We start from the raw sequence: 16,930 nt of genomic DNA on the forward strand, positions 1-16,930 counted from the left end.
AAAACTAAATATAGAAAAACCAAGTGTAGGAAAACTATAGAAGTCAGATTCCGCTATGGCGAATTGCACTCTACCCACTCAAGAGTCGACCGTGTAACACGGATTAATTGATTCAGATTAATAAAGCATTAACTAGCCGAGCATCAAAAGCGTGAAATACGTAACATTTGCAGCCTATTTTAGTAAGAAAGAGAAAAGTAGTGACACGCGATCAATTTGAGTTATTAGCACCCGGTGGTGATTTAGATTCCATCAAAGCCGCCATTGCCGCTGGCGCCGATGCAATTTACTGTGGGCTCGACCGCTTCAATGCTCGTAACCGAGCGACCAACCTCACCTTAGATAACTTAAATGGCGTGTTAACGTTAGCCCATCAGCACAGCTGTAAGATTTTCCTAACGTTGAATGTGCTGATTTTAGAAAGTGAAATTCCAGCGATTGTTCGCTTACTCAGCCAACTGAACACCACCAAAATCGATGGCGTGATCGTGCAAGATCTCGGTCTGGCCTACATTCTCAAACATCACTTTCCCGATTTGGATGTGCACGCTTCAACACAACTGAACACGCATAACGAAGGCCAGATCCTCTTTCTCAACCAGCTCACCGCAAGCCGAGTAAACTTATCTCGCGAACTTAACATCGATGAAATAAAACATCTGGCGCAATTTGGTCGCGAGCACAACGTAATGATGGAAGTGTTTGTCCACGGCTCATACTGCATCGGATTCTCCGGAATTTGCTATATCAGTTCCGCTCGCAATGGTGCATCAGGTAACCGTGGACGTTGCAGTCAACCTTGTCGCGAACAGTACGAAACGACCAAAACGGGCAACAACTACCCACTCAATATGAGAGACAACTCCGCCTTTGGGGACTTGGAAGCGCTTGCCGATGCTGGCGTGTATTCTTTAAAAGTAGAAGGGCGAATCAAGAAATCGCACTACGTCTATGCCGTGGTCGACAATTGGCGTCAGCAAATCGATCGCATGTGCGAGGGTTTGGAACTCTCTGAAGACACCACAGAGTTATACACGGTGTTCAACCGTGATTTCTCCAACGCATTTTTGCAAGGTGATTTCGGCAAGGCGATGTACATCGACAACCCGCGCGACCACGCTGTAAAACATTTTTCGAAGGTTTATCAATGCCAGTCTGCTGATGATGTGCAAGCGGTGAAAAAGAAACTCTACGACGACAAAACCGCGATCATTGAGAAAGTGGCAGAGCAAACTAAGTCGTTCGATGTCGCTTCGAAACAAGTATCCGGCAGCAGCTTGAAAGGGGCGATTGATGTGCCAACTCTGCCAGCGTTACCTCAACCAGAAACTCGCCAAAGTGCGCCAAAATTATCGGTTCTGATCTCGTCAGCACAAGAAGCTATGCTGTGCGAATACCACGACGTTGATGTTTACTATCAATTGCCAATGGGATTGTCTGGCGAACTGAGCGCGATGATTGAGTTATTCCAAGCCAATCCAATGCTCAAACCATGGCTCCCGGCCATTTTGATTGGCGAAGACTACCACGCCGCGCGCGTATTTTTGGAAACCATCCAACCTGAGTTGTTGATCACCAACAACTCAGGCGTCGGCATGATCGCAAAAGAGCTCGGCTTAGGCTGGGTGGCAGGCCCACAAATGAACACGGTGAACTCATACGCGTTTAAATGCCTTCAAGACGAGTTCGCGGCAAGTGGCGCGTTTGTTTCTAACGAGCTGAATATGAAGCAGATGCGTCACATAAAGCGTCCGAAAAACATGCGCAGCTTCTACAGCATTTATCATCCAAATACCCTACTCACGAGCCGCCAATGTTTGTTCCAACAAACCGAAGGATGCCGTAAGGTGAAGGTCAACAAAGGTTGTTTGAAACGCTGTGATAAACGCACGTCTATCATCAACTTAAAAGACAATCCTTACGTGGTACAAAAACAAAAAGGCAGCCACAATTCAATCTACAGCGAGCACAACGTCTTAAACCTGCAAGTGCTGCACGATCTGCCGCAATTGTTTACCGATGTGTTGATCGATCTGCGTGATATCCAGACAGAAACGAAAGTCTCAGCAAGCAAACCTGAGTTGATTGACGCGTTCTTAGCTCTACTTGAAGATCACAGTGAACAAGCCGTCCAAACGCTGAATGACATGATTCAACCAACAGCCAACGCGCAGTATTTGAAGGGGTTGTAGGCGGTACTTGAAAGTTAAACAACGCATCCACTCTCAACATATCTTGAACACACACAGTGCACTGACTACAATAGCGCACTTTTTACGGAATTTAGGTCACACAAAATGACAGATACAGCTAAACCAGCTCTACCAGATCGCCTAGCGGGTAACCCACGTAGCCCATTCTTCATCAAAGAATGCTTCGAGCACCAAATCGGTATTCGTATCAACGGCCAAGAGCGTACTGACGTAGAAGAATACTGCATCAGCGAAGGTTGGGTAAAAATTGCTTCTCCTAAAGCAAAAGACCGTTTCGGTAACCCAATGCTAATCAAGCTTAAAGGCGAAGTTGAAGCGTACTACGTGTAAGCTGACCACGCTTAATATCTTTGAAAGCTCGAGTCTGACTCGGGCTTTTTTAATGCCTGTCATATCCCTTCCTCATTTAATCTCTTCCCTCTTCTTTTCAGTACAAAGTAGGGTCTGTTTATCTTTCGAGATTAAGTTTTGTTCGAGGTAAAATCGTTTTAGGCGAGGCAAGGAGTGTGTAGCCTAGCATCCTAAGTAAATACTCCTTAACAAGGCATAGAACGATTTTAGCCGAACCCTTTGGGCAGCGTTTGTTGGTCATTTCTCCTGCGTTATCAGCTTTTTCATGTAGGCTAACTACACATCAAAGCTTCTGCCTTGCACAAATACCCAACAATTCGCTGCAAAAATCAGCTCGAAAGGTCAACAGACCTTAAACTCGATGTAAATCGCTGTTTTTATCTAATTGTTGTCTAAAGTTTCTAGAGAACTAACTGCAATAGCCATTGCCAAAAGAAACGACACCTTTTGAATACAGGGAGAGGAAATGGAAAGCCCACTTGTCACACTCAAACACGCCAGCAAAAGCTTTGTCGATGGCAAAGAGACACATCGCGTGTTGGAAGGCGTCGACTTTACGTTGAACACAGGAGCGAGTGTTGCGCTGACAGGCGCAAGTGGCAGCGGCAAAAGTACCTTACTCAATGTCATCGCTGGCTTTGAGCCACTTTCCGAAGGTGAGTTGTGGTTAGATGGTGATAACACGGCGGCTTGGAAAGACCCGCAATGGAGCCGATTTCGACACCAAAAACTCGGTGTTATTTTTCAGCAATTCAACCTATTAATGCCGCTCAACGTGCAGCAAAACATCGCCTTCCCTCTACATTTGAATCAACAAAAATGGAATGACTGGTGCGATTATTTGGTCGAGACTCTAGGCATCAGCCAACTGCTTGATAGACATGTTTCTGCCCTTTCCGGTGGTCAACAACAACGAGTCGCGATTGCGCGCGCTTTAGCACACAAACCTAAACTGCTACTTGCTGATGAACCCACAGGTAACCTCGACCAAAAAGCAGGCTTGGAAGTGATGAAACTGCTCAGTGAAATCACCACCCAGGGCAATACGGCGGTGCTATTGGTAACACACAGCCATGAATGCGCTGAATTTATGAAAGCACGGCTGCGATTGGATAACAGTCAGCTACAGAACAGTCATCAAGTAAACAAACATGAGCTTCGCCATGAAGCAAGCTAAGCTATCAACCACCAGATTCACGCATACTCGACTCGCCCTGGATCTGTTTGCGGCACATTATCGACAAGCACCACTGCAAGCCGCCGCGATTCTGATCGGTATCGTGTTGGCTGTGACCTTATTTGTTGCGGTGCAAGCCATCAACCTCAATGCCAAACGAAGTTATGCGGAATCTACCGAGCAGCTTAGCGCACAAGCTCAGAACTTAATTATTCCACCAGCAGGGCAAAACTATCTGCCCGAGTCTCTTTATTTCACCCTTAGACAAAACGGGCTCAGTGCAGCACTACCTGTAATCGAAGGGCGAGTGAGAGACGAACAAGGTCGTCGTTGGTCAGTACAAGGTAGCGAGTTAATTGCTGCCATCTCTTCACGTTCGCGCTACTCAACGGATAACAAGCAAAAGTCATCAGATAACCAACAGAACGTGTCTTTGTTCGACAGTGCTTTACCTTTACCTGAGCTTTTGGCCGGTAAGCCGATCGTGATGATGAGCCAATCTCAACATCAAAACTTAGGGGAAGTAGAAACCCTAACTCTGGATGACATTCCAACCCAAGTGGTGGTGCTACCAGACGAATGGCAGTTAGGTAGCCGAATGTTGATGGACATTGGCTTTGCCCAGCAACTGCTCAATAAACAAGGGCAGCTCAGTTACATTGCAGTTTTCCATTCGGGTGATAAAGGGGATAAAGACACGCAGGCAAATTGGCAGAAGCTGATTAGCGATCAAGGGCAATGGATTTCCAATAACCAAAGTACAGACCTTGGTTCGCTGACCGACAGCTTTCACCTCAACCTCACCGCAATGAGCTTACTCGCGTTTTTAGTCGGGCTGTTCATCGCTTACAACGGCGTAAAGTACAGCTTGCTGAAACGCAATCGGCTGTTAGTGCAAATTCAACAAGCGGGTGTTGCGCCGAGCATTGTGTTCTCTGCGCTGTTAGTTGAACTCACTATTCTCGTTACCATCGGTGCTTCCCTCGGTTTTGTCTTGGGCATGCAGCTTAGCCATTGGTTGCACCCGACCGTGGCGCTGACATTAGAACAACTTTATGGCGCGACACTGCTGCCCGGCACTTGGCAGTGGCAATGGTGGGCGCAAGCCCTGCTGCTCACGTTAGCCGCCACCCTGTTGGCGTGTTGGCAGCACTTTAAACAGCGAGTGCGCCAGCCGCTCTCCTCTCATGGCGGATTTTATCAAGCACCTGAAGCTTCTAACGAAAACCAATTGTTCGTGATAGGTGCTGCGTTGACGACTCTCGCACTCGCAGGGTTATGGCTGAGTGAGCATCACCGCTTCACCATGGCGTGGCTCGGCGTGCTTGTGGTGTCGATTCCTTTGTACCTACCCAAAACACTCAGCGTGTTAGCCAATTGGTGTGAAAAGCGCACCAATTCCGGTTTGATGCAGTATCTGTTTGCTGAGCTGCGCGAGCTGATTTCTCCGCTTTCTCTCGCCATGATGGCGCTGCTACTCGCCGTTACTGCCAATATGGGGATGAACACGCTAGTTGGCAGCTTTGAATCCACCCTAAAACAGTGGTTAGAACAAAGGCTACACGCCGACATTTACGTCAGCCCTGCCCAAGGAGAAATCGCTGATGTAGAGCGAACATTAGGGCAGTTCGACAAGGTTGAGACCGTCTACAAGCAATACTACGTCGACGATAATCTGCAAGGCTTACCGATTTTGCTTGGCACCAAAGACAAAGACACCTTAGAGCAAACCATGGTGTTCAAATCGCATTTGGAGAACTTCTGGCCGCGCTTTTACCAAGGTGAGTTAGTCGCTATCAGTGAGCCAACCGCGGTCAAACTGGGTTTATCACTGGGTAGCGAGCTCACGCTTGATGCCGTTCCAAATAAGAACCTACTTGTGGGCGCGGTATTCCATGATTACGGCTCACCCAACGGTGAAGTCTTATTAGCACCAAAGTTATGGCAAGAGAGCGGGTTTACCGACCTGCCAACAAGCCTCGGCATTAAAGTCTCGGGTGACCCACAAATCGTCTACGAGCAACTGCGCGAGCAATTGAATCTGCATCCAAGTCAGCTCTACGATCAGGCGCAAATCAAATCCATCGCGTTGGATATATTCTCGCAGACCTTCGCCATTACGCGTGCGCTCAACGGCGTGACGTTGATGGTCGCGGTGATTGGCTTGTTCAGTGCTTGTTTTATGTTGCTCGACGCGCGCAAAGCCGCCATTGCAAGGCTGTACGCACTTGGTGTTAGTCGTCGCAAATTAATGACCATGGTGGTCGGACAGATCGTTGCTTTGGTCAGTTTTACTCTGGTTATCGCCCTGCCCCTCGGAGCCATGGTGGGTTATGTGCTGACAGACATCGTCACCCTACGCGCTTTTGGTTGGAGCTTAAATTATCTGTGGAATTGGAGTGATGCGCTGAGCATTGCGGCAATCACCATCTTGGTGGCAGTGATCGCAACCTTGATTCCACTGTGGCGATTGGTCAGCAAGCCTGTCGTGTCCAGTTTGCAAAGCGAGGTGTTGTGATGGTTCGATTGGCAAGCAAACTTACTCTACTTATAAGCAGCTTATTCCTGTTCGGTTGTGAAGACCCCCAACAAAAAAATATGGGCACGTTGCTGGGAAGCGGAGATACGCAAAGCGAGAGCAACCTATTCACTCCCGTAGAAAAAGGGATTGAACTCACCTTCCCAGCAGACCATCAAGCGCACCCAAACTTTCGTCATGAATGGTGGTACTTAACCGCTAACGTAATTGATGAAGATGGCAACCCACTTGGCGTTCAATGGACACAATTTCGCTTTGCTGCTGCGCCGCCAACGGACGAAGATGACGTGAAGAAAACCGAGTGGCAAGCTCAACAAATCTACATGGCGCACAGCGCAGTCACGACCGCGGACAAACACTACGCCGATGAAAAATGGTCGCGCGATCAAACATCCCTCGCTGGCGTCGACACTTCACCATTTCGAGTTTATCTCGATGATTGGCAGTGGACCTCTTCAACCAACGACCTCTTCCCTGCCACATTGAAGGCGAACTCCGAACAGTTTGGCTATGCGCTGACCCTTACCAGCAGCGCACCTTATCAAAAGCAAGGCGAGCAAGGGTACAGCACCAAAAGTGCCGATGGTCAGGTGGCTTCGTATTATTACAGCCAACCGTTTATTGAAGTCTCCGGTGAGGTCACTATCGACGGAGAAACCCATCAAGTATCCGGCAAAGGTTGGATAGATCGAGAGTGGAGCTCGCAATTCTTACTCGACTCACAACAAGGCTGGGACTGGTTTGCCTTAAGGTTGAGTGACGAGACCAGTTTGGTGGTGTTCCAATTGCGGGATTCTAAAACCGGAGCAGCCGGTTACTCCAGCGCAAGGCTGATGCAGCAAGATGGCTCTGGTATCGCTATCCCACAAAAAGACATTCAGTTAAAGGCGACCAAGCAAACAGAAATCCAAGGGCGAAAGTATCCAACCCAGTGGCAAGTGTCGATTCCTAACCAGCAAATCGAGCTTACGGTTTCGGCACTCAACCCGAGCGCGAAAATGCCACTTTCGGTGCCTTACTGGGAAGGTCCAGTGCGAATTAAGGGCTCTCATTCTGGGACTGGTTATATGGAACTAACGGGGTATTGAAAAGTTGAGTGATTACCCCAATTATTCAGCTAGTACAAACACAGGTAACCGAGTGATACACTGCACCTCAGTGTCATCCAATGAATGATTAAAAGGAAATGCGATGAACCCGATTATTGCGCTGCTAAAAGAGAACAACATCAGCGATGAGCAAATCAACGAGATTTTTCAGACTCTGACGCAAAACCCTCTAGCGGCAATGGCAACAATCAGCCAACTAGGTTTGCCACAAGACAAGCTACAAATGCTGATGGCGCAAGTGATGCAAAACCCTGCGCTAATTAAAGAAGCCGTAGACGAGTTGGGATTGGATTTCTCAAAGGTTGAAGAAGCAAAAGAGAAGCTTCAAAGCCAAAACCAAGGCAACTAAGTCTTAGCCATTTAGCGCTGAATATAGAAAAGGCCGTTACCCCGAACATGTGGGTTAACAGCCTTTTTTGTTAGCTAATTATTAGCGATTTAAAGACGCGAATTGTTCTGCGGTCATACCGTAGTAAAGTTTATCGTCAAAGCCTTGCTCTAGTTTGTAGTAGTCTTTCTGACGGCCTTCTTGAGTAAAACCATTTTTCTCTAACGTCTTGTAAGAGCCAACATTAGAAGCGTAGCAATCGGCACTGACTTTATGAGCGTTTAGCTCAGTAAATCCAATCTCGGTCATCATTTGGCAAGCGCGAGTCGCAACGCCTTTACCCCATGCACAAGTTGGTAATTGATAACCTACTTCGTAGTTGCCAGTTAAGAACATCACTGCGGTCACTGCACACATTCCCATGTACTGACCTTGTTGGCCACGAATCACGAACGTTGGACTGTCTGGCCAAACACCTTCTTTGATCGCTTGTGCCGTATTTTCAATAATAGGGCCAAAGAAACCCTCATATAGGCTGTTGTCAGCAGGTGCGAAGAACAGATACTGATTGACCTTATCGTCGTTCAACATCTCGATAATATCTTGTAAATCAGAGCCTTGAATCAGTTGGATAGTCAACGATTCATTAAATGGGATGGCTTCGCCTTGTTTTAGTTTTTGATATGACATGTGTTACCTCGTTATCTGCTGAAGATAGTAGCCCAGCGGATAAGAGAAAAATTGGATTTTTGCGACAACTTTCGGGCTGATTAGCAATGTATTACGACTCAAAGTCGCCATAGATATCGATGGTTAAATCGCGCTTTTTCAAGTATTTGCTCGGCGTTTTTCTTAGCTGCTGTTTGAGGGTACGAATCAAATGCGATTGGTCACTGAAACCAAATTGCTGTGAGAAGCTCGCCCAATCAATCGCCTCTTGTTGCTTGTAGAGGGTCATAATCATCTGCTCCAGACGTGCCATTTGTTGATACTGCTTAACACTCAACCCCACCACTTGTTTGAAACTGCGCTCAAGCGTTCTGCGAGAACAAGCGCACTGTTTGGCTATCTCATCAATATCCATCGCTAACTCAGGTGAGCGTAGCGCTTGAGCATCCATCACGGACACTGCTTTTTGCGATGCCAAAAACGGTTTGGTACGGCAAGGTTCGATATCTAAAGCATCTAAATGTCGCTTGATATAGTCCAGCAAACATTGCGGTGAATCCTGCAACTCTAACTGCCATAGACCTTGTTGAAAGGGCTCATCAAAGGCCGCGTTAAGCCAATCAAACCATTCGCATTGGTTAATTGCAGCTACTTGGGGTGCATCACTAAACCGTGATTCAATGGCATACAAACCCTCTGGGCGAAAGGTGATGCCGATACGCTTGATAGGAGCCGTATCTTCCAACAACAGCAAGTGTTCGTTAGCCGTTAATAAGTGGCAGCCTTTGCCAGCAAGCTTTGTGTCTCCCGTGTCGTAGCTGTAGCCTTGCTCTAGTGGCGTAAAGAGTAAATGAGCACGCGGGTTTGGAATAAGGTGCGGCTTGGGGTCAATGACTTCACCCTCTGGCACTTCCAAGTACCAAACTTGATGAATGAGCCATTCGTACTCTGGCAGAGTGTGTTTCCAAGCTATCATGATTGTCCTAGCGGTTAGTAAAGATAATAAGCGCAACGTTTTTGCTTAAACATCTGTTAGTTGAGTGTGACTGATTGACGCGCATCTCGCCACGCATTTCTCACCCTGCTCCCTTGCAAGCTTGTTGGATTGCGGTAGGCTTTGAGCAGAGAAAACAAGCTGAACAGAACAAGGAAATACCCCGATGCGCGTCGACTACCACCAACGACTGGTTCCTGTGATTCGTTATTTAGAACAACACTTTAATGAACCACTCAACCTGCCAGAAGTGGCCGCGCTGGCAAACCTTTCCCCTTATCACTTTCATCGCACCTTCAAAGCCGTGCAAGGCGAAACACTGGCCGACTTCATTCGACGTTTACGTCTAGAAGCCGCCGCCGATGACTTATTCAAATCCAAACAACCGGTATTGAACATTGCCCTAGAGTACGGATTTTCTAGCTCACAGAGCTTAGCCAAAGCCTTCAAACAACATTATGGTGTCACACCTACGGCCTTTCGTGACTGCGAAAACTACCAGCAGTTTTCTGAATTAGCACGAAACAGCAAGATTGGACACACGTTGCGCAAGAATGGAAACGAAGTAACACCAAGCGATTCATATACTGGCTCTGAACTCACCAAATGGAGCATGACAATGGAAACGCAAAACTTTGAAAAAGCAAAACTGGCTTACATTCGCGTAAACGGCCCTTACGGCCAAGGCTATGAAGAGCCATCAGGTCGCTTGTATCAATGGGCAGGAATGAAAGGTTTGGCAGGCAATACCTGCATCTTCATCTACCATGACAATCCTGAAATCACGCCAGACGAGAAGTGCCGTACTGATATCTGCTTGATGGTGCCAGAAGACACGGAAGTTCCGAAAGGCATTGAGCTGCAAGACTTCCCCGGCGGTCAATATGCGGTGATGCGCCAGCACATTACTGACCCGAGCCAATACTCAAAAGCGTGGGATGATGTCATGAGCAAGGTAATTGAATCCGGTATTGAGAACGACGACCGCCCTTGCTTTGAGCTTTACCACAGCTTCGACCCACAAACGCACCATGCAGACGTTAGCTTCTGCACTGCCATCAAATAAACCAAAAGCCTGCATCGTTGCAGGCTTTGTCATTTCTTACTCTGGTTGCTTAAATCCGTTCTTCCAAACGCCGTTTATCTTTTAATCCAATTACTTAGAACACGAACGAATACCTCAATATTTTCGTGATCCTACTTCGCGTTTTGACCACGCGCATTCATTCGCTCGGCTGAGTTGGGATTCATTTCACAGATTATTCATGAAGCGAACCTAGACTGAAAAAATTCTATCGACCCCGTTCGACCTACAACGCTAGGCACAATAAAAACTAGGTACTACAGCACCTCTAGGACATTCCATGAAGAAGAACTTACTTGCCATTGCTCTTGGTAGCGTAATTGCGCTGACTGCTGCCCCATACTCTATCGCGGCTAACGATGCTGCTATCCAATCTTCAGCGGACTATTCACAGATCGTCACCAAACGTCAGGTTGTTGACCAACTGCTGAATGACGCGGTACAAGCATTCAAATCTCCTGCGCGTATTTCGCATGCGGGTTTTACCGCCAAAATGCCGAGCAACATGGAGATTGTTACCGACCGCTTGCTAGAAGCCTACAAACTTGAGCCGTACCGCACTGACCTACTGATTTCTGCGGCAAACGCGCAGATCTACAACAAGAATGCAGACCGCGCGATTGAACTGTTCGAACAAGCCCTTTCTGTTGCGCCAGACGATGTGGATTTGCACGCTTACTTAGCGGTATGGCAACGCTTTGAGGGCAACCAAGCGGAATCAGCGAAACACATGGCGACGCTCACTAAGCTCAATGCAGGTAAAGCGGCAGACATCCAACGCATCTTCGACACCGTAGACCGCGTACTTGCTACGCCACTAAAAGAGAAAGCCGACAAAGGCAAATTGGATGACAAAGGCGCAATCGTCACATTGGGATACGCGCTGAACCCAGATGGTTCTATGCACCAGATCTTAGTTGAGCGTTTGGAAACCACGTTAGCAATGGCGAAAGCAAATCCAGACGCATTGATCGTATTGACGGGTGGTGTACCGAAGAACCACAAAACCGAAGGCAAGTTAATGGCGGATTGGCTGATTGAAAAAGGCATCAGCAAAGATCGCATCATTGAAGAAAACTACGCCACCAGCACGGTAGGTAACGCCCTATTCAGCAGCTACGCATTGGCGCGTCATAACATTAAACACGCGACCATCATAAGCTCAGCGAGCCACGTACGTCGTGGTCAAACCTTGTTTGAAATCGCAAGCTGGCAAACTGGCCCGCAAGGCATCACTTTCGACACCGTAAGCTACCCAGACAAACCACTGAAAGACTTAGCCAAAGCCAGCGATAGCGAGCTGCTTGGTATCTACCGCGATGCACTGCGTACATACGGCATGTGGAGCTACCGCTCTTACCCGCTAGAGTCGCGTTAAGTATTCTCGACTCATACCAATCAAAAAAGCCTGCGTACTTGCAGGCTTTCTTGTCTTTGTGCAGTGATAAGAACCGCTTAAATTGCTTCGCCGTTTACCGTTACTGCGACATCAATGTTGCCACGAACTGCGTTTGAATATGGGCAAACTTGGTGTGCGATGCGCGTTAGCTCTAATGCTTGTTCTTGTGGCATATCTAGCTCTACCGCTAGGCTCACTGTCAGTGCAAAACCGCCGTTATCGTTAGGACCGATGCCCACTTGCGCTGTTACGGGTGCACTTTTCAGGTCTACTTTACCTTCACGCGCTACGTGCAGAATCGCGTTAGAAAAACATGCTGAATAGCCCGCTGCAAAAAGCTGTTCTGGGTTAGTTGCTGCGCCTGTGCCGCCCATTTCCTTCGGGTATGACAGCTCTAGGTCGAGAAGACCGTCATCAGTTTTTACTTGACCATTACGACCAGCCAAAGCGGTAGCTTGAGTTTTGTATAGAGTAGTCATGCGAGTGTCCTTCTTAATTTAAGTTGCGCACAATTTAATTGCTTACAATCTTATATCGAAGTGAAGATAGTTTGCAACTATATTGTGCACAATTTATTTTATAACTCTCTTTCTCTGTAAGCAGGTAGGCAACACCAATGAGCCAGTGTTACACCGACAACACCATGACCGACGACGATAAACTCTTACTCGAAAACCAAGTTTGCTTCCCGCTCTACAGCGCAGCAAATGCAGTGATCCGAGCTTACCGCCCGTTGCTGGACGAGCTTGATCTGACTTATTCGCAGTACTTAGTGATGATGGTGCTGTGGGAGAAAGATGGTGCCAGTGTGAAAGAATTGGGGTCACAACTGCATTTGGACTCAGGCACACTCACACCGCTGCTTAAACGTTTAGAAGCAAAAGGCTATGTAGAGCGTGGTCGCAGTGAAACCGATGAGCGCGTTCGCGTACTCAATCTAACCGAGCAAGGTCGTGCCCTTAAAGAGCAAGCTAAGTCGGTGCCAAACGCCATGATGTGTAAAATCACCCTAGAGCTGGATGAAATGATCATGCTGAAGAAGTTGTGTGGCAAAGTGCTCGACAATCTGAGCTAACAAGATAGAAGCATCCGCTTCACCACTTCCTATTAGAAAGAGCCTGCCGAGATGCAGGCTCCTTCGATCTTATCGAGAAGATCTACTCAAAGTAATCATCGGTATTCTCTATTGCTAATCCGCCTTCATCTTCAATAAAACCTATCAAAGCAAACTCACTTACATCGGATTTCCCTATCAAGTGAAATAGGAAATGGCTATCAATAGGATAGTTACAAGCGATTTTCCTTAAACACACTCCGATGAGAATATACTTTCCGAAAGCAACAACAGCTCAGCTTAAAACATTCAAAGGAAAGTAAATTATGATTAATACTCAAATCAAACCATTTGCAGCTACAGCGTACAAAAACGGCGAATTCGTTGAAGTAACAGAACAAGACGTTCTAGGTAAATGGGCAGTATTCTTCTTCTACCCAGCAGACTTTACGTTTGTATGTCCAACAGAACTGGGTGACCTAGCAGACCACTACGAAGAGCTACAAAAACGTGGCGTAGAAGTTTACTCAGTATCAACTGACACACACTTCACTCACAAAGCATGGCACGACAGCTCAGACACAATCGGTAAGATTCAGTACTACATGCTTGGCGACCAAACAGGCAACATCACAAACAACTTCGGTGTGATGCGTGAAGGTCAAGGTCTTGCAGACCGTGCAACGTTCCTAATCGACCCAGAAGGTACTATCCAAGCAATGGAAATCACTGCTGAAGGTATCGGTCGTGACGCAGAAGACCTACTACGCAAAGTGAAAGCAGCTCAATACGTAGCAGCACACCCAGGCGAAGTTTGCCCAGCTAAATGGAAAGAAGGTGAAGAGACTCTAGCTCCATCACTAGACCTAGTTGGCAAAATCTAAGCCACTGAAATTTAAGTTCTAATCAGTTCCCGATTTCCTTTTTCTGATTAGAACTGAATTAGAGAGCACTTCAGGTTAGATACCTTGACGACCTTCTGCCTGATTTGCTCTCTCCCCCTCAGGTTTTATCTACAGTAACCACTTTTTATTACCTATCTGAATAAGTAGGTGTGCAGTAATTGCGTAGAAAAAATCGTTTAGAACCAGGCATAGATTTTCGATAGCTAGTTCCTCTAACTACAAAATCTATAACGCAGTTATCAACGATTTTAGCTAGCAAGAATGAACAAATACTTGTTTTGATTGGTAACTATTTAATTAAGGTAGTAACAACTATGTTAGACCAAGCGATCCAACAACAACTCAAACAATATCTGGCTAATGTAAAAGAAGAAGTTCGTTTAGTGGTTAGTCTAGATGAAAGCAAAGCATCGAATGACATTTTGTCTCTAGCGAACCAAATCGCAGAGATGAGCGACCTAATCACCGTTGAACGTGACGACAACGCAAGCGCACGTAAACCAGTGATGGCGGTAACTAACCCAGCAAAAGGCACAGCACTACGCTTTGCAGGCTTGCCAATGGGTCACGAATTTACCTCTCTAGTATTGGCACTGCTTCATTCTGGCGGTCACCCAATCAAACTAGAACCAGAAGTGATTGAGCAAATCGCAGCACTAGACAAAGATCTAGACGTAGAAATCTTCATTTCACTGTCGTGTCAAAACTGTCCGGACGTGGTTCAAGCGTTCAACATGATGGCGGCGATCAACCCGAAAGTAAAAGCAACCATGATCGATGGTGGTTTATTCCAAGATGAAGTGAAACAGCGCGACATCATGGCAGTACCAAGCGTATTCGTAAACGGTGAGCTATTCGGTCAAGGCCGTATGTCTCTGACTGAAATCCTAAACAAAGTGGATGACGGCGCGAGCGAGAAAGCCGCGAAAGCACTGAGCGAAAAAGCCCCATACGACGTGCTTGTAGTCGGCGGTGGTCCTGGTGGTAGCGCAGCTGCTCTGTACGCCGCTCGTAAAGGTATTCGTACTGGCGTTGTTGCTAAGCGTTTTGGTGGTCAGGTTATGGACACCATGGCAATTGAGAACTTCATTTCGGTAAAACGTACTGAAGGTCCAAAACTGGCGACTGATCTTGCAGAACACCTAAAAGAATACGACGTAGATGTCGTGACTGAGCAACAAGCTGAGAAGCTAATGGGCGCAGCACACACAGAAGATGGTTTGATTCACATCCAACTTGAAAGCGGCGCAACGCTGAAGAGTAAGAGTGTCATCCTTAGCCCTGGTGCACGCTGGCGTGAAATGAACGTTCCGGGTGAGCAAGAGTACCGCAACAAAGGCGTCGCGTACTGCCCACACTGTGACGGCCCACTGTTCAAAGGCAAGAAAACCGCAGTTATTGGTGGTGGTAACTCAGGCATCGAAGCGGCTATCGACCTTGCTGGTATCGTAGAACACGTAACGGTTCTTGAATTCGCAGACGTACTTCGCGCAGACCAAGTGCTTATCGACAAAGCGAACTCACTACCAAACGTAGACATCATCACGATGGCGCAAACAACAGAAGTAGTAGGCGACGGTACTCGCGTAACAAGCTTGAAGTACAAAGACCGCAACACAGACGAAATCAAAGAGATTGAACTGTCAGGTATCTTTGTTCAAATCGGTCTAGTACCGAACACAGAATGGCTAAAAGATTCAGAAGTAGCGCTATCTGAGCGCGGTGAGATTGAAGTCGGTAGCCGTGGCGATACTAGCCTAGAAGGTGTGTTCGCAGCAGGTGACGCAACAACCGTTCCTTACAAACAGATCATCATTGCGATGGGTGAAGGTGCAAAAGCAAGCTTAGGCGCATTTGACTACCTAATCCGTAAGCAAGGTTAATCTCCAATTTCTTGAACACAAAGCGCACGGTGCTGTGTTTTCTTCCCCGGAAAACCAATCGGGGCACCGTGACAGCGATGAGTAACAAGAAATAAAATCAAAAAACCTAGAAGCCCAAAGACTTTGCCAGCAGATATTAACTGCTGGCTTTTTTGGTTTGGGGAGAGGTGTAAGCAAATCCCTCAGCGCTCCGAGTTCAAACTGGAGGGAATGGCTCTACAATCACGGATAATTCAGTTCACTCCACCAGCATCACAACGCGCTGCGAATAGATACTGAATACTCGCTTAGGCTCCTTCAGAATGACGCTGTCCGTTTAGCGTTCTCTTCCCGTTATTCCCGCGAACCTAGGTGAGACTGGGAATCTACTCACCAAAAACTCGATCGAAAATGATTAGCAAGAACACGAACAAACAAAAGGTGAAAGAAGGTTGCAAACACCTAACCCAACATTCAGCCTCAAACCAACGACCCCACCTAACCTCCCCCTTATATCAAACTCTTAAGATCTCATCATTCCGAGCGCAAGGTGGCAAGTTTTACAGTCACAGATAATTCAATTCACTCCACCGGCATCAAAACGCGCTGCAAATAGATTCTGAATACTCGCTTAGGCTCCTTCAGAATGACGCTGCTCGTTTAGCTCTCTTTCCGTCATTCCCGCGAACCTAGGTGAGACTGGGAATCTACCTACCTAAAGCTCGAACGAAAGACATTCACACACATACACGTGACGCATCAACGGTTGGAGGGTTCATGAACATGATCCTCCTCTCAACCTCAAACCACCAATCCCATCTAACCTTCGCTTATATCAAACTCTTAAGATCTCAGCATTCCGAGTGCAGGTGGCAAGTTTTACAGTCACAGATAATTCAATTCACTCCACCGGCATCAAAACGCGCTGCAAATAGATTCTAAATACTCGCTTAGGCTCGTTCAGAATGACGCTCTTCGTTTAACACTCTCTTTCCGTCATTCCCGCGAACCTAGGTGAGACTGGGAATCTACTCACCGTAAACTCGATCGAAAATGATTAGCAAGAACACGAACAAACAAAAGGTGAAACAAGGTTGCAAGCCCCTAACCCAACTCTCAGATTCAAAGCACCAAACCCACCGAATCTCTCAATGTATCCAGATCCAAAGATATCAACCCTAAAAAATTTTAAAAAAGCCCTTTACCTAAACTTAACTTGAGGTTTTAGCATATTCATCGTTGGCTA

Annotated in this window: 14 protein-coding genes; 11 read left to right on the forward strand and 3 right to left on the reverse strand. The window is 47.0% G+C overall.

The window, feature by feature from the left end:
• The first annotated feature begins 200 nt into the window (after window positions 1-200).
• The 6 genes from R7Z10_RS02185 (at window position 201) to R7Z10_RS02210 (ending at window position 7,738) form a co-directional block, all read left to right on the forward strand.
• On the forward strand, window positions 201-2,192 hold the full coding sequence (locus R7Z10_RS02185) for a U32 family peptidase (RefSeq protein WP_047102440.1): 1,992 nt from the start codon (window positions 201-203) through the stop codon (window positions 2,190-2,192).
• Between the two features lie 105 nt (window positions 2,193-2,297).
• On the forward strand, window positions 2,298-2,543 hold the full coding sequence (locus R7Z10_RS02190) for a DUF3297 family protein (RefSeq protein ID WP_005374689.1): 246 nt from the start codon (window positions 2,298-2,300) through the stop codon (window positions 2,541-2,543).
• A gap of 487 nt (window positions 2,544-3,030) precedes the next feature.
• A complete protein-coding gene (locus R7Z10_RS02195; protein WP_318103814.1) occupies window positions 3,031-3,741 on the forward strand; it encodes an ABC transporter ATP-binding protein in 711 nt (236 codons plus the stop codon).
• Window positions 3,728-6,259 (forward strand): ABC transporter permease, encoded by a 2,532-nt coding sequence (locus tag R7Z10_RS02200; protein WP_318103815.1) that lies wholly within the window; start codon window positions 3,728-3,730, stop codon window positions 6,257-6,259. The genes R7Z10_RS02195 and R7Z10_RS02200 overlap by 14 nt, the downstream gene beginning before the upstream one ends.
• Window positions 6,259-7,368 carry a lipocalin-like domain-containing protein gene (locus tag R7Z10_RS02205; RefSeq protein ID WP_065275543.1) on the forward strand — a complete coding sequence of 370 codons (1,110 nt, stop codon included), beginning with the start codon at window positions 6,259-6,261 and terminating at the stop codon, window positions 7,366-7,368. The genes R7Z10_RS02200 and R7Z10_RS02205 overlap by 1 nt, the downstream gene beginning before the upstream one ends.
• 103 nt (window positions 7,369-7,471) lie before the next feature.
• A complete protein-coding gene (locus R7Z10_RS02210; RefSeq protein WP_004746427.1) occupies window positions 7,472-7,738 on the forward strand; it encodes a DUF2999 family protein in 267 nt (88 codons plus the stop codon).
• An 81-nt stretch (window positions 7,739-7,819) separates the two neighbouring features.
• Here R7Z10_RS02210 and R7Z10_RS02215 read toward each other — a convergent pair whose 3' ends face one another.
• Both R7Z10_RS02215 and R7Z10_RS02220 read right to left on the reverse strand, forming a co-directional pair.
• The gene (locus tag R7Z10_RS02215) at window positions 7,820-8,407 is read right to left on the reverse strand and encodes a GNAT family N-acetyltransferase (RefSeq protein WP_065275544.1); all 588 of its coding nucleotides are present in this window, start codon (window positions 8,405-8,407) and stop codon (window positions 7,820-7,822) included.
• 91 nt (window positions 8,408-8,498) lie between these two features.
• Window positions 8,499-9,362 carry a helix-turn-helix transcriptional regulator gene (locus tag R7Z10_RS02220; RefSeq protein WP_318103816.1) on the reverse strand — a complete coding sequence of 288 codons (864 nt, stop codon included), beginning with the start codon at window positions 9,360-9,362 and terminating at the stop codon, window positions 8,499-8,501.
• A gap of 184 nt (window positions 9,363-9,546) precedes the next feature.
• Between R7Z10_RS02220 and R7Z10_RS02225 the strand changes: the two genes are divergently transcribed.
• A complete protein-coding gene (locus tag R7Z10_RS02225) occupies window positions 9,547-10,446 on the forward strand; it encodes a GyrI-like domain-containing protein (RefSeq protein WP_009706616.1) in 900 nt (299 codons plus the stop codon).
• Window positions 10,447-10,744: 298 nt separating this feature from the next.
• Window positions 10,745-11,842 (forward strand): YdcF family protein, encoded by a 1,098-nt coding sequence (locus R7Z10_RS02230; RefSeq protein ID WP_136976784.1) that lies wholly within the window; start codon window positions 10,745-10,747, stop codon window positions 11,840-11,842.
• Between the two features lie 77 nt (window positions 11,843-11,919).
• Here the strand turns inward: R7Z10_RS02230 and R7Z10_RS02235 are convergent, their stop codons facing one another.
• Entirely contained in the window at window positions 11,920-12,342 is a 423-nt protein-coding gene (locus R7Z10_RS02235; RefSeq protein WP_041059168.1) for an organic hydroperoxide resistance protein, read from the reverse strand.
• Between the two features lie 137 nt (window positions 12,343-12,479).
• Between R7Z10_RS02235 and R7Z10_RS02240 the strand changes: the two genes are divergently transcribed.
• From R7Z10_RS02240 to ahpF, 3 genes are all read left to right on the forward strand, one after another.
• Window positions 12,480-12,938, forward strand: coding sequence for a MarR family winged helix-turn-helix transcriptional regulator (locus tag R7Z10_RS02240; RefSeq protein WP_045484297.1), 459 nt, complete (start codon window positions 12,480-12,482; stop codon window positions 12,936-12,938).
• 305 nt (window positions 12,939-13,243) lie between these two features.
• Entirely contained in the window at window positions 13,244-13,801 is a 558-nt protein-coding gene (gene ahpC / locus R7Z10_RS02245; RefSeq protein ID WP_005374632.1) for an alkyl hydroperoxide reductase subunit C, read from the forward strand.
• A 335-nt stretch (window positions 13,802-14,136) separates the two neighbouring features.
• Complete coding sequence (gene ahpF, locus R7Z10_RS02250; protein WP_186585578.1) at window positions 14,137-15,705, forward strand: alkyl hydroperoxide reductase subunit F; 1,569 nt, start codon at window positions 14,137-14,139, stop codon at window positions 15,703-15,705.
• The last annotated feature ends 1,225 nt before the right edge of the window (window positions 15,706-16,930 follow it).

The sequence above is a fragment of the Vibrio sp. Vb1018 genome (assembly GCF_033338775.1).
Lineage (GTDB): Bacteria > Pseudomonadota > Gammaproteobacteria > Enterobacterales > Vibrionaceae > Vibrio > Vibrio alginolyticus.